Raw genomic sequence first — 14837 nt, forward strand, 5'->3', positions numbered from 1 at the left:
ATTTTTAATTGATGCCTTTTGATCTTAGGAATTCTTCCAAACTCTCCAAATCACTGAACATTACTTCACGTGCCTTACTTCCCTGGAAAGGTCCGATGATTCCGTAACCTTCCAATTGATCCACAATTCGACCTGCTCTATTGTAACCCAATTTCAATTTGCGCTGCAACAAAGAAGCCGAACCTTGATTGTTGATGACAACAATTCGTGCAGCATCGGCAAACATGGAATCGATTTCATCCAAGTCCATATCCGAATCATTTCCACCATTCTCACCAACATATTCAGGAAGAATCAATGCTTCGGGATATGCTCTTTGCTCTCCAATGAATCGACAAATAGCTTCCACTTCAGGTGTATCTGCAAAACCGCACTGTACGCGAATCAGATCTTGTCCAAGGGAAATCAACATATCTCCTCGACCAATCAACTGATCGGCACCCGAAGAATCCAGAATGGTGCGTGAATCTATTTTAGAAAGTACCCGGAATGCGATACGCGCCGGGAAGTTTGCTTTGATCATCCCGGTGATGACATTCACAGAAGGTCTTTGGGTTGCAACAATCAAGTGAATTCCGATAGCCCGGGCTAATTGTGCCAAGCGCGCAATCGGGTGTTCCACTTCTTTACCTGCCGTCATGATCAGATCTGCAAACTCATCAATCAGTACGACGATATATGGCAAATAGCGATGTCCTTTTTCCGGATTCAATTTGCGTGCAATGAACTTGGCATTGTATTCCTTAATTGTACGAACCTCTGCCACTTTCAATAATTCGTAGCGATTATCCATCTCAATACACAAGGAATTCAATGTATTCACCACTTTTGAAGTATCTGTAATAATCGCATCCTCTTCTCCGGGAAGTTTTGCCAAATAATGGCGTTCAATGCGGTTATACAATGTCAACTCCACTTTTTTAGGGTCGACCAATACAAATTTAACTTGAGATGGATGTTTCTTATAAAGTATGGAAACCAGAATCGCATTCAATCCAACGGATTTACCTTGTCCGGTTGCTCCTGCCACTAGTAAGTGAGGTGCTTTCGTCAAATCAAATGTATAGGTCTCGTTCGTAATCGTCTTACCCATTACGATTGGCAATTCGAAATCGGAATTTTGGAATTTCTCCGATGCAATCAATGATTTCATAGAAACCATATCCGGATTACTATTCGGAACTTCGATACCAATGGTTCCTTTCCCTGGAATTGGAGCAATAATACGAATTCCTAAAGCAGACAAACTCAAGGCAATATCATCCTCCAGATTCTTGATTTTTGAAATCCGAACTCCCGGAGCCGGAACAATCTCATACAATGTCACGGTCGGACCAACCGTTGCCTTGATTTTAGCAATGTCGATCTTATAATGTGAAAGCGTTTCCACAATTTTATTCTTGTTGTCTTCCAGTTCCTGTTTGTTGATTGAAACTTGTCCGTTTCCATATTCTTTCAACAAATCAATCGGAGGCAACATATACCCGGAAAGATCCAAAGTAGGGTCATAATCCCCATATTCCTGACGGATGGAATTGAACTCATCATCAGAAAGGGTTGCATCCGTTTTTGCAATGCGCACTTTAAAATCACCTTCCTCATCTTCATCTTCCTCATCTTCTTCAATAAGAGCTTCTTCAATTTCCGCTTCATCCTGATAGTTATCAGGCTCCGGTTCCTTTTCCGCGCCATTTTGAATCACGATGAAGCTGTCTTCCTCCCCATCACCATACGATTCATCCTCCTCTTCATCAAAATTGACTTCAGCAGCTTCCTGTTCTGCACGAATTTGGTCATCCCGAATCGTATTCACCACATGAATATCCGTCATGTCAGCCGAAACCGGTTTGTCATCTTCAAAAAACGATTCTTTCGCTCCTTTTGCACGATTCCACCAAGACACAATGTCCGCATTAAACAGGATTACCAGTACCATCCATAAAAGTGCTACAATGGCTATAAAGCTTCCAAAATTTCCAATCGTCAGTTTCAACCATTGATTGATCGCGTAACCGAATGTTCCTCCTAAATAATCAATGTGTTCTACGAAATACCCCAAGAAGATAGAGCTCCAAACCATAAACAAAACGGCTACAGCAATGGATCTTCTGATCGGAAGAAGTAAAATATTGAGCATCCATTTAAAACCGATCAGGAAAATAACGAATGAAATAGCAAAAGATGAAACTCCGAACCAACGATACATGAACAAGTGAGACATCCATGCACCGAACTTCCCTAACCAGTTTTCTACCGGCTCAGGATTACTGTCAAAAAGAAAACCAAATAATGAGACATCCAAGACACGGTCCTGATCGGATGTCCAGGTAAAAAAATAGGAAAAGCAGGAAAGAAATGTGAAAAAGGAAAACAGAACCATTGCAATCCCGAAGATTGTTTTGACTCTTTTTTTATCAAAGCGATTTGACAAACGGTCCAATAACGCATTGTCGGAAGGTTTACGTGCTTTCGCAGGCTTCCCTTTCGGCTCTTTTTTATCCTGATTCGTATCGGATTTCCCTTGCGTTTGCTCGCTTTTTTGCCTGTATTCGTTTTCCAATGTCATTCTTCGCGAAGTATCTCACGAAGATAACGACAGAAAGGGGCTTTGGTTAAAGGCAAGTGATTTAACTATAAACAAACTAGTGTTCATTATTCGAGTAGAATACCCTCATGAATTCCTCAAAGCTGATACGCTTGTAATCCGAGGGGATTCCAAATAAGTCGCGATTGACCGATTCATCTCTTTTTTCAATCAATTCATAATGTATCAACCCATCTTGGGACGGAATATAATAATCCAGTGCCAAGCCCTTTACTTCCGGGTAAACCTGCAGGTATTTACTTCCTAACTTCTTTGAAAAGTAACAGTAGTATCCATCCGTATTTTCATCTTTCACCAGATACTTCTGAGCTTTCAATCCTGCGATTTTCTTCGATCCCATTTTCTTCTTGACTGTATATGTCTTTTTGATCGAATCGTTTTTTTTAGATAAATCCGTTTGAATCGCATATTTGTTCCCATCCAATTCCAATAAGAGGTAAGCTTTATTCAAGCTCATGTTCCGGATATACACCTGAACTCCAAATTGTTGGGTTTCTGTTTCCAAACGAACAACGGTATCATTCGTGTAAAGCGTAACATTCCACGATTTCCAGACTTTATTCGAATCCGGCGCCATGACAGTAGCCTTATATTTCAAAACACCCGAAAATTTTGTTTGGGAAAAACCGGAAATAGAGGTTATTAGGAGAATGCTAAGCGCACAAAGAAATCGATTCATATTACTCAAATGTTGCAAATAAACTGTTCATTTTTTGATTGTACTCATCATAACTGATTGATGTCCCTTTCGCCGGCAAAGTAAACAAACGTTTCTTAGACTCATCCATTTTTGAAATAAACCTGGTAGCCTTGTAATCTATCCGAATCCCGAAACGATCAACTGAATACGCCAATAAAACTCCGGGCACTTCCTTGAATGTATTGTACCAATTGGGGTTTTTCAATTTGATTTCCTCCGTGTACCAGAGCGTGATAACATCTTGCTTGTCTTTCCTATTCGTTGCGAGCGCTTTCTTCACGTTAAATCCTGCCAGTGTATCCACCTCATCCGTAAATTTGATATCGTATTGCGTTTGCTCGTTTAGCATGTTCTGAATCTCCTTCGGTGTCAGCTTCGTCTTAAATGCCTCTTCACCGTATTGGAAATAAATGTCCATTTGCTTTTTGTTACAATCAAAGAGTAAAATATTTTGAAAATTCCCTCTGCTGATATCGTTCCGCACCATACCGTTCTTAAAGCTTATCTCAACTTCTTTCGGAAGGATGTTATACAAAAAAACGTTCTTCTTGTGATTGGGGTAATCCGCTGAATAGATGATCGTTCCCTCATCAATCACTTCTTCTTTGGAAGAGCAAGAAAACAAGAGAACACTGCAGATTACAATCAAAATGGTTGAATGCTTTACAAACATATAATTCCTTTAATAAGAACTTAATACGCCAAATTGTTGAAAAGGTTTCGATAGCCTGCATAACTTAAAATAGTCAGACTAAACCAAATATGTATTTTTGCGGTATTAACAATCTGTTATGCATCGGAAAATTGAAATCATTGTAAACAACTCAGAATTGGCAGCTGGAACCAGAGGAGCCTCCCTAGGACCTGGAGCTATTATGACAGCAGCAAGAAAAGCAAACAATCCTTTTTTTGGATTATACCCGCTTCACCCTTTACCTGATTACAATCGATTTCTAGATCAAGAAAACGAGACTGAATTTGCCAAAAACCTGATTCCGTTTAAACTGGTTTTCGAATCCGTAGCAGAAACAACAAGAGACATTCTGAACAAAGGAGCTTTTCCACTTGTTTTGGCTGGAGACCACGGTTCTGCCGCAGGAACAATTGCAGGAATTAAAGCTGCATTTCCGGATAAGCGCCTGGGTGTTATTTGGATTGATGCTCATGGAGATTTACATTCTCCTTACACCACTCCATCCGGGAATATTCACGGAATGCCTTTGAGTCTTTCACTCGGAAATGACAACTTAGCATGTCAGCGCAATACACCTTCTGAAAAAACAGTTCGTATTTGGGATGAACTGAAGCACAAATACACCAACTCGGTGAAGCTGAATCCTTCTGATCTGGTATTCATCGGAGTAAGAGATACGGAACATGAAGAAGATCATTTAATTGCTCAAAACAATATTACAAATCACACGGTAGAATCTGTTCGAAAAGAAGGTTCAAAAGCGATTGTAGCGCATGTTTTAGAACAACTTCAGTCATGCGAAATCATTTATGTTTCGTTTGACGTGGATTCAATGGATCCGGAAATCACTTCTTTTGGAACAGGAACTCCGGTTGGCAATGGTATTTTCCCGGAAGAAGCCGAAGAAATATTAACTTTGTTAGCTCAAAATCCAAAAACGGTTTGCATCGAATTTGTAGAGGTGAATCCGTGTTTGGACAATAAGATAAATACAATGGCAGAAACTGCATTCTCATTACTAGATTCTGTAGCTGCCGCATTAAAGAGTTAAAAAGTTCAAATAATAAAACAAACAGTCCTAATGGAAGATTTAATCAAGTCGGCAATCATTGAAAAATCAAATCAATTATTTGGTTTTGAATGTTCTGACTCGCTAATTCAGTTTCAAAAAACGAAGAAAGAATTCGAAGGAGATACCACTTTGGTATTGTTTCCTTTGATCAAACTTGCAGGAAAATCTCCGCAAGAAATTGGAAAAGTGCTTGGTGATTTTTTAAGGGACGAACTACGCTGTGTGAGCGACTATTCTATTATTGGCGGATTCTTAAACTTAAGTTTCCCGAATAGCTATTGGACGCAACAATTGAGTGACATAAACGCAGATGCCCATTTCGGTATGGCTGAAAAGAATTCAAAACCGGAGATCATGGTGGAGTATTCCTCGCCGAATACCAACAAGCCATTGCATTTAGGTCATTTACGAAACAACTTCTTAGGTTATTCCGTTGCACAAATACTAGCTGCTTACGGACATCGCGTGATAAAAACACAAATCATCAATGACCGCGGAATTCATATTTGCAAAAGTATGCTTGCCTGGTCCAAATTCTCTCCCTTGAATGAAAAAGGAGAGCGCGAAAACCCAAGCAATACGGGGCTTAAAGGAGATAAACTGGTAGGGAAATACTACGTTGAGTTCGATAAGCGATTCAATGCGGAAGCAAAGGAAATAATAGCCGAATGGAATGCCGGAAAAATGGAAGGTTATCCGAAAGCTACGATTGCCAAATTCCATGAATTTACGGAAGCAAAAGTTGGTAAGGAGGAAAAAGCTATTGCCGGTTTGGATGACAAGATCAAGGAATTGGCAAAAAATGAAACATCCATTCTGCGTGAGGCAAAAGATTTGTTGGTTCGCTGGGAAGGAAGAGATCCGGAAGTTTATTTGCTTTGGACAACCATGAACGGCTGGGTATACGATGGCTTCAATCAGACTTATGAAAAAATGGGGGTTGATTTTGACCGTTTGTACTATGAATCCGACACCTTTATTTTGGGGAAAGATTTGGTGAATGAAGGGTTGGCCAAAGGGGTCTTCTACAAAAAAGAAGATGGATCTGTTTGGATCGATTTGACCGGAGAAGGTTTGGATCACAAACTACTTTTGCGTTCTGACGGAACTTCTGTTTACATGACGCAGGATTTAGGAACAGCAGTCGACCGTTTTAACGATTATCCTGAATTGACGGGAATTATTTATACCGTAGGGAACGAACAAGATTATCATTTCCAAGTACTTTTCTTGATTCTAAAGAAGTTGGGATATTCTTGGGCGGACTCTTGCTTCCATTTATCTTACGGAATGGTGGATTTGCCATCCGGGAAAATGAAATCCCGTGAAGGAACCGTTGTCGATGCAGATGATTTGATGGATGAAGTGATTGAAAGCGCAAAAGAAATGACTTCTGAGCGTGGTCATTTGGAAGGAATGAGTGATGAAGACCGTGAAACCCTATACAAAACGATCGGAATGGGTGGATTGAAGTATTATTTACTAAAAGTTGACCCAAAGAAACGAATGATGTTCAATCCTGCGGAATCGATTGAATTGAATGGTCATACAGGTCCATTTATCCAATACACACATGCACGTATTCAATCGCTCCTTAGAAAAGCAAGCGGATTCAGTTTGGATCCGACAACGGAACTTGGAGCCTCTGAAAAGGAAATCATCAAGCAATTGGCTTTATATCCTGCTATCATTGAGGATGCAGCAAAAACACATGCTCCATCAACTGTAGCGAACTACACCTATGAATTGGTGAAATTGTTCAATCAGTTCTACCAGAATGTGATGATACTAAGCGAAACAGATGAAAAGCAAAAAGCATTGCGCTTGACGGTGAGTCAGAATGTGGCTAAAGTGATTAAGAGTTCGATGAATCTTTTGGGAATTACGGTTCCAGACAAAATGTAATCTATAGAAATAAAGCAGGGGCGCGATTAATCGCGCCCCTGCTTGTTTATTAAACCTTCCCACCCGTGATCAAGCGGGCTATTATAATGATTATAACTGCACCTACCGTGGCAGTTAATAAGACTCCCCAAATATTATCCGCGGGAAAAATATTCAACAACCCGAATAACCAGGCTCCGACAATACCTCCTAAAATCCCTATGACGATATTGAATAAAACTCCACCTCTGGAACTGTCCATAATTGCTCCAGCCAACCAGCCGGCAACCGCTCCTATAATCAATGCTACTAACCAACTCATAATTCCTGTTTTTAGATGTGAATAAAGTCAATTTAACAAAAATGAGCGAAAAAAGAAGCCGTGCTTGAACCTTTTAGATAATGTTAACATGTAAGATTAAATCATAACCTCCACAAAAAAATGATTCAAACTATCGAAAATCAGAGTCGTGCCAGAAACCCTGATCACAATCATTCGCATTCATTCAACTTCATGGAGGTTGTTCAAAACAAACTATTCATCAATTCAATCCTACCGCTTTTTTGTAAGTTGCTTCATTAATCATATACTCAATACGTGCATCGATAAGCTTACTGTAAGCATTTTGCCAAATAGCTTGTGCTTCCTGTACATCTTTCCCTACAATTGTTCCGGACTTCAGACGATCATCCGCTAACTTTAAATTTTCATCTGCCTGAACCAATGATTGTTCTGCAACTTCAATTTGCCGCAATGACTGTTTCAACATTAATTCGGCATGCTGAATTTCCAAATTGATCAATTCTTTCGTGTTTTCAAGCTGCTCCTGCTGCGCAGCAATTTTGAAGGATTGCTCTTTTACTTTATTACTGGTCTTTCCCCAGTCAAAAATCGGAACACTGATACTCAAAACACCATAATAGGTAAACATCGTATTGGATCCATCTTTGATATTCACGCGCTTCCCGGCAGTTCCTAAACCACTTACAGCAAGTCCTATTGTTGGCAAATTATCACCACGCGTAATTTTCCTTTGGAATTCCATTGCTTCAATGGATTTATTTAACATATCAATCTCCGGACGAGCAGCAACTGTATTTTCGGTCTGAGTCGCATCCGCTACCAGAGTAATCACAACTTGATCCTGCACATCAAAAGAAATATCTTTTAATCCAATCAACAAAGCCAAATTTAACTTAGCAAGCTCTAATCCATCCTGCGCTTTTTCGATTGCCAGCTTTGCTTCATTACGACTAACCTGCACCCGTAAAAGATCATTCTTGTAAATCAATCCGGCATTGTACGAGTTATTCAAATCTGTTTCCAAAGCGGCTAACATCAGTTCATATTTTTTTGCCAGTTCTATTTTTTCTTTCACCTGAATAATCTGCCAATATGCTTTTTTCGTACTCAGTAAAACATCCGCCACCGTCATTCTCTTCTGAGCCTCATAAATTTCGATAGCCTTAGCCGCCGCCGCTTTTCCATTGATTATTTTTCCACCGACATATATCGGAATAGTTGCATTTACAGATCCGGACGCTATTGCTTCAGGTATCATTCCGTTGAATCCTCCACCAAGAGGTTTTCCCAAATAAATTCCCATAAGACTTGCATCAAATTCAGGAAAAGCATTTGCATCAACAGATTTTTTAGTTGCTTTGGCTGCTTCAATCTCGAAATCAGCGGCTTTGATCCTTTTATTTTGTTCCAACGCCTTTGATAAGCAGGTATCAAGTGGCAGAATAGTCGCATTTTGTGCAGAAACATCCAATCCGACAAGCAGTAGGATAAAGGATATGCTCTTTATTTTATTCATCTTTTCTAATTTTAAAATTTCCTTTTGTTCCGAAATCGCTTAATTGTTTTCATGAGCTATTTGCACATCACTTATCTCTTCCACCGAATCGGGCCGGGGTTTTACAAAGAGGTAATACAATACAGGAATAATAAACAGAGTCAGGATCATTGAGAAGATCAATCCGAAAGACAAAACACTTCCTAAAGGTGCCCACATAGGTGATTTACTGATAATCATCGGAATAACTCCCACTGCTGCAGCTGCAGAAGTAAGGAATATCGGACGCATTCTCCTTTTTGCGGCGGCAAGTGCAGCGGCTTTGATTGTGTACCCGTGATCTAAAACCAATTCATCTGCATAGTCAATGAGGATAATACCATTTCTGACCACAATTCCGATAAGACTTATGATTCCCATGAAGGCAGTCATACCCATTGGATTATCCAGGACATACAATCCTAAAAAGGCTCCTAATAAACTAAGCGGGAATGTAGCCAGAATAATCAATGCTTTTCCGATCGTTTTGAATTGGAATAATAATGTGAGGAAAATCAGAATCAAACTGATTCCAAGCGCGACCCCCATACCAGGAGCATTTTCCGCACTGGATTCTGCATCTCCTCCATATTCTATACGGATTCCGTCAGGAAGTTTTAGTTTTTCTATTTTGAGTTGTGCTTTTTTCAAAATAGCAGCTGCAGTTATTCCCTTTTGCGCTTCAGACATTACAGTAAGTGTGCGCAATCCATTCTTATGGGCAATCAATCCTGTATGCCAGGACGGCACGAAGTCTGCCACTTGTTTTAACGGAATTTTCCCTCCAAACATAGTACCTACAGTCAGATTTCCTAAATCATTGTAATCTTTTCTGTTACCGGCATCCAGACGAAGAAATATCTCTACGGGTTTATCCCCTTCCCAAAGCTGAGACACCGGAAATCCTTTCAAACCAGCACCAAGAGTTTGAGTTATAATCTGGTTCGGAACTCCCAATCGCAAAGCAACATCTTCTTTGGGTTTAACACTCAGAGCAAAATAATCATCCATATAGTCAGAGCGAACCCAATTGGTTCCTTCTACCTCTTCAAGAATTGATTTGATCTGCCCGGCAACCATTTTTTGTGTGGTTAAATCATTACCTATAATTCGGACTGCAATCGGTGAACCAGACTGCATACTAAGCTGATGCAGGTTAATGTGTCCATCAGGAACAAACCCTTCAAATTTAGGAAGGAATTCTTTCACCAGATCATTTACATCTTCCGCTGAATTAGCCGTAATAAATATTTGAGCATAACTGGTTCTCGGTGTTTGAGATGAATAAGCAATATTGAATCGTGGAGATCCCGTACCAATAAAACTTGCGGTGCGTATAACTCTTTTGTCTTTGCGGAATTCTTGTTCAACCCGTTTGGCTACTTTATCCGTTTCTTCTAAAGAGGTTCCCAAAGGCATCCATACTTCCGCATTAAACTGCTTTACTTCGCTCAACGGAAAAAATTCCTGATCCACCTTTCCAGCAATAAAGAAGCTTAAAAAAACAACTAAAACGCCTAATCCAATAGTTGTTTTTGGCCAGCGAAACGCAGCTTCAACACCTTTGTTAAATACATTTTGCAACCTGTCAAGCAACGATTTTCGCTGAGTCTTCCTGTTTGCCATCTTATGCTTCAAACCATTCTTAATAAAGACGTAACAAGTATAAGGTGTCAGTAAAAGTGCAACAATCATAGAAGTCAGCAATGCAACTGCTACTGTAACAGGAAGTGCAGCAATAAAGTCTTTTGCAATACCATCCATAAAAAAGGCCAATGGCATGAAAGCAAATATGATCGCCAGTGTCGCAGTGAAAATAGGTAACATCAGCTGGGAAGCAGACTTCCATGCAGCAGTCCAGGGAGTAATCCCTTCGTCAATTTTTTCAATGTAATTATCTACAACAACAATGGCATTATCCACTACCATTCCCATTACGATAATGAGTCCGATCAAAGTTACCTGATGCAATTCTACTCCTATTATACTCAGCACACCGAAGGTGATCATAATGGATATAGGAGCCGCCAAAGACGCTACCAATGCTACTCTTACCGGTAACAGCAACATAATAACCAAAACCACAGAAAGAATAGCGATTAAAAACTCCTTCATAAAGTGAGTAATACTTTCTCCCACTACTTCCGGCTGGTTCACGATAATATCCAGTTTCACATCATCCGGAAACGTACTTTGAACTTCCTCCAATTTTTCTTCTATTGTTTTTCCAAATGCAACAATGTTGTTTCCCGGCTGCATTTCTATTGAGAGCACAAGTGTTTTATCATCCCCGACCCGGACATAAGAAGACGTTTCCTCATAAGTACGCTTAATGGTTGCAATATCTTTCAAACGAACCTCCGTACCATTGGGAGACGTATAAACAATCTGATTCGCCACATCACTTTCATTCTTATACTGGCTATTGGTCTGAATCGGAATGGTGTTATTTTGAATGGTTAATTCTCCTGAATATCCCGTAATATTTTCGGCCTGCATAATTTTGACCACATCAGCAAGAGAAAAACCATATTGGCGTATTTTAGCATCATCGACCGTTACCAGTATTTGTTGTTTTTGTCCTCCAGAACGGTTTATTTTGGATACTGTTTGAATGAGTTTAAACTCATCCTCCAGCTTATCCAGGTATTTCTCCATTTCAGCATAACTTCTTGTGGACGATGAAAGAGTAATGATCTGTGCTGTAACATCTCCGAAATTACTATTGACGATAGGACCAATTGCTCCTTTTGGTAAAGCTTGCGACATGTTCATGTTCAACCCATGCTGCAGCGCACTCCAAAACTTTTTCCGGTCCTTCAGTCCGGTCTGGGCATATACCGTAATAAACACCTGACCGGCCATTGTTTGAGAGGTAGTCTTCTCTTTATCAATTTCTTCGAAGGAAAAAAGATATTGTTCTATTTTATTGGTAACCTGCTGCTCTGTTTGCATTTCATCTGCTCCCGGATAAAATGCCATGACCATGGCTACAGGCAAATCAATTTTAGGCATTTCCGCACGAGGCATATTCACTAATGAATATACACCTAACAGAAGTAATATTACAGTAACGAAAATCGTAATCTGCTTATGCTTCATTGCGGCTTCTATGAAATTCGGTTTACGCTTCATTTGTTCCATCATTTTCTAGTCATTTATACTTTCTGAAAATTTATCTGTTTACAGACTTATTAATGTTCCGTCCTTTAAATTCGTAACTCCAGCAATAATCACTTGATCTCCTTTAGCTATCCCTTCAAGTACCACCACATTATTACTCCCGGTTACATTCCCTAATTTTACACGCTTACGAATCGCTTTTTGATTTTCACCAGCCAAAAAGACATAAGTCAATCCGTCTGCATCCTTTATAATAGCTGAAGTAGGTATCGCCGTTAATACTATTTTTTTGCCCGTATTGATTGATACATTTGCAATCATTCCCGGCAATAGTTTTCCATCTAAATTTTTAACAACTATTTTGACCGAATACGATTTCGAAACATTATCTGCCTGAGGATTGATAATGGTTATTTTACCTGTAACTATCTCATTCAATGTAGGAATGGAAATTGTTGCTGACATTCCGTTCTTCAAAGCTCCGATTTCACTTTCAGGGACAGCTATTTTCGCATACAGCTCGTCTGTTTTCACGATAACAAACGCAGGTATTCCCGGTGCTGCTGTGCTTCCAATTTCCACTTGTCTGGAACTGACGATTCCAGACATAGGGGCAAGAAGCTTGCTGTTCGAAATTCGTTTTGCATTAATATTCTTGTTTGCTTTTGCCTGTGCGACTTTTGACTTGATATCAATGTAATCCTTTTCAGGAAGGCTTCCTTTTTTATACAACTCCTCCATTCTCTTGAGCATATCTTCTGCCTGATCCAGTCCTGCATCTGCAATTAATAGTGCATTTGAAAACTCTGTCGCATCAATACTTGCCAACAACTGGCCTTCCTGAACAGATTGCCCTTCCTGAACTTTCACCTGGTTAACAACACCTGGTACTGCAAATCCAACTTGTACAACATTCGTTGCCTCGAGACTTCCGGAGTAGGTAAACTGTTCTTCATTTTCAGTAAGTCCTACTTCCTGAGTATTTACTTTTACGATTAGTTGATCCTTGCTTTGTTTGCTTCCATCGTCACTGCAAGAAACAATCAAATTTGAGATCATTACTAAAGAAGCAAAATAGATCATTTTCATATTTTTCATTTCATTTCAAAATTTAAAAGATTTCTATGTTGAGAAATAAGTATGGAAATACTCTTCTTGATTTTTCAACGCTACAAAGTTGGGCACTAAAAAAAGGGCATAAAAGCCCTTTTTTACGGTAATACTTTGCACTTTCACGGATTAACCTGCGAATAAATCCAAATCACATCAATAAATCTTTCAACTGAAACTAAGAAAAGTCTGATCTATCTAAGCAAATATTGCTTTACGGAATTGACTGGGGGAACAGCCTTCCATTCGATGGAAAAAACGACTAAAAACATCCGGAGAACTAAATTTAAGTTTATCTGAAATCTCGGTAATACTTAATTTATTGTTCTCAAGCAAGCGTTTTGCTTCTATCAAATCAATCTCATCCAATATTCTCCCTGCCGATTTTCCAGTAATCTCCTTTACTGTTTCAGAAAGATATTTCGAAGTAATATTTAGTTTGTTTGCATAAAAAGTAAGCTGTCGTTGACCAATGTGATTCTTTTGCGCCAGTTCCCCGAACTTATTTACAAGTTCTTCTTTTCTGCCGTATTGAAAACCAGAAAAATTTGCATTTTCAGTTGCTATTTCAGCAGTTTCAAGCAGAAATTCGGTAAAAGCAACCGCCACTAATTCACGTCCATGACTATGTCGATCAACTTGCTGTATACGCATGTCTATTTTTCCGATCAGACTACTGATCAATTTTCCTGTATCATCATCCAGATTCCAGTGAGGAGACAACTGATTTCCAAAAAACAGCATCATATCTCCTAAATTCTCAATCAACCTTAAATCCTTGAAAAAGTCAATTGTAAAACCAATACCTTCAAATTCACAATCATCACTAAAATTTAATCCGCTTTTCAAACTACTCGGCGTACTAAAAACAACCGAATTTTTTGCAGCCTGATACTGTCTGTTATTAATTTTCAGTGTTGTCTCTCCCTTCAAGACGTGAATCATGACAAAAAAATCAGAACGAAAACTTTTATCAAACAACTGTTCTTCAATTTGGCGAATATCGCTCATTGAATAAACATGAAAAATCCGGCAGCGATCCTGAAAGACTCCTGCTTCTTTAACACCCTTCAGTGAATCAAATCTACCGTCTAATCTGATAAAGCTATCTTCCATTATTAAAATCTTTTAGTCTAAAAAAGATGATTTTTCATTATTTCGAACCGCCCAAGAAAGCATACATCAAGATATTCGCCCCCATTTGAAGCGCTTGCTTTCTTTTTTCTTCCGAATCATTGTGAACCGCCTGATCTTCCCAACCATCACTTAAATCGGTCTCAAAAGTATACAGACAAACCAATCTCCCTTCGATGATAATTCCAAAAGCTTGTGGACGCTTGCCATCATGCTCATGGATCTTGGGTAAACCGTTGAAATCATATTTCTGATGAAAGATCGGATGTGAAAAAGGAAGTTCCACCAATGAGTTATTCGGGAATACCTTTTTCAGTTCTTCACGGATGAATTTATCCATCCCGTAATTATCGTCGATATGCAAGAATCCGCCTCCAATAAGGTAATTTCGAAGGTTTTCAGCTTCAGTCAATGAAAAGACCACATTTCCATGACCGGTCATGTGTACAAAAGGGTACAAACTCAATTCCGGACTTCCGACATCCACATAAGGTGCTTCCTTTGAAATCGTCGTTCCCAAATTGGCATTGCAAAACTGAGCTAAATTGGGCAATGCAGTCGGATTCGCATAATAATCCCCGCCTCCATTATATTTCAAAAATGCAATCTGATAACTTCCCTGATTCCATGCGATGGAACCAAAAAAAAGTGTGGTGATTATAAGTAATGCTTTCATA

The 14837-nt window shown here is 39.3% G+C and carries 11 protein-coding genes; 2 read left to right on the plus strand and 9 right to left on the minus strand.

What is annotated here, in order from left to right; genetic code table 11:
• Positions 1-4: 4 nt before the first annotated feature.
• From AAG807_RS07490 to AAG807_RS07500, 3 genes are all read right to left on the minus strand, one after another.
• The gene (locus AAG807_RS07490) at positions 5-2566 is read right to left on the minus strand and encodes a DNA translocase FtsK (RefSeq protein ID WP_341902030.1); all 2562 of its coding nucleotides are present in this window, start codon (positions 2564-2566) and stop codon (positions 5-7) included.
• A gap of 76 nt (positions 2567-2642) precedes the next feature.
• Positions 2643-3284, minus strand: coding sequence for a hypothetical protein (locus AAG807_RS07495; RefSeq protein WP_341902032.1), 642 nt, complete (start codon positions 3282-3284; stop codon positions 2643-2645).
• Position 3285: 1 nt separating this feature from the next.
• Positions 3286-3978 (minus strand): hypothetical protein, encoded by a 693-nt coding sequence (locus AAG807_RS07500; RefSeq protein WP_341902034.1) that lies wholly within the window; start codon positions 3976-3978, stop codon positions 3286-3288.
• A gap of 118 nt (positions 3979-4096) precedes the next feature.
• Between AAG807_RS07500 and AAG807_RS07505 the strand changes: the two genes are divergently transcribed.
• On the plus strand, positions 4097-5050 hold the full coding sequence (locus tag AAG807_RS07505) for an arginase (RefSeq protein ID WP_341902036.1): 954 nt from the start codon (positions 4097-4099) through the stop codon (positions 5048-5050).
• A gap of 30 nt (positions 5051-5080) precedes the next feature.
• A complete protein-coding gene (gene argS, locus AAG807_RS07510) occupies positions 5081-6976 on the plus strand; it encodes an arginine--tRNA ligase (RefSeq protein WP_341902038.1) in 1896 nt (631 codons plus the stop codon).
• A 49-nt stretch (positions 6977-7025) separates the two neighbouring features.
• On the opposite strand, the gene AAG807_RS07515 is transcribed toward argS, so the two are convergent.
• From AAG807_RS07515 to AAG807_RS07540, 6 genes are all read right to left on the minus strand, one after another.
• Complete coding sequence (locus AAG807_RS07515; protein ID WP_341902040.1) at positions 7026-7277, minus strand: GlsB/YeaQ/YmgE family stress response membrane protein; 252 nt, start codon at positions 7275-7277, stop codon at positions 7026-7028.
• Between the two features lie 220 nt (positions 7278-7497).
• The gene (locus AAG807_RS07520; RefSeq protein WP_341902042.1) at positions 7498-8775 is read right to left on the minus strand and encodes a TolC family protein; all 1278 of its coding nucleotides are present in this window, start codon (positions 8773-8775) and stop codon (positions 7498-7500) included.
• 39 nt (positions 8776-8814) lie between these two features.
• On the minus strand, positions 8815-11940 hold the full coding sequence (locus tag AAG807_RS07525; RefSeq protein ID WP_341902043.1) for an efflux RND transporter permease subunit: 3126 nt from the start codon (positions 11938-11940) through the stop codon (positions 8815-8817).
• A gap of 36 nt (positions 11941-11976) precedes the next feature.
• The gene (locus AAG807_RS07530) at positions 11977-13014 is read right to left on the minus strand and encodes an efflux RND transporter periplasmic adaptor subunit (protein ID WP_341902044.1); all 1038 of its coding nucleotides are present in this window, start codon (positions 13012-13014) and stop codon (positions 11977-11979) included.
• A 210-nt stretch (positions 13015-13224) separates the two neighbouring features.
• Positions 13225-14142 (minus strand): helix-turn-helix domain-containing protein, encoded by a 918-nt coding sequence (locus AAG807_RS07535; RefSeq protein WP_341902046.1) that lies wholly within the window; start codon positions 14140-14142, stop codon positions 13225-13227.
• A gap of 37 nt (positions 14143-14179) precedes the next feature.
• Positions 14180-14836: a DUF4159 domain-containing protein gene (locus AAG807_RS07540; protein WP_341902047.1), complete on the minus strand. Its 657-nt coding sequence runs from the start codon at positions 14834-14836 to the stop codon at positions 14180-14182.
• Position 14837: the final 1 nt, after the last annotated feature.

The sequence above is a fragment of the Fluviicola taffensis DSM 16823 genome (genome assembly GCF_943372375.1).
Taxonomy (GTDB): Bacteria; Bacteroidota; Bacteroidia; order Flavobacteriales_D; family Crocinitomicaceae; genus Fluviicola; species Fluviicola taffensis_A.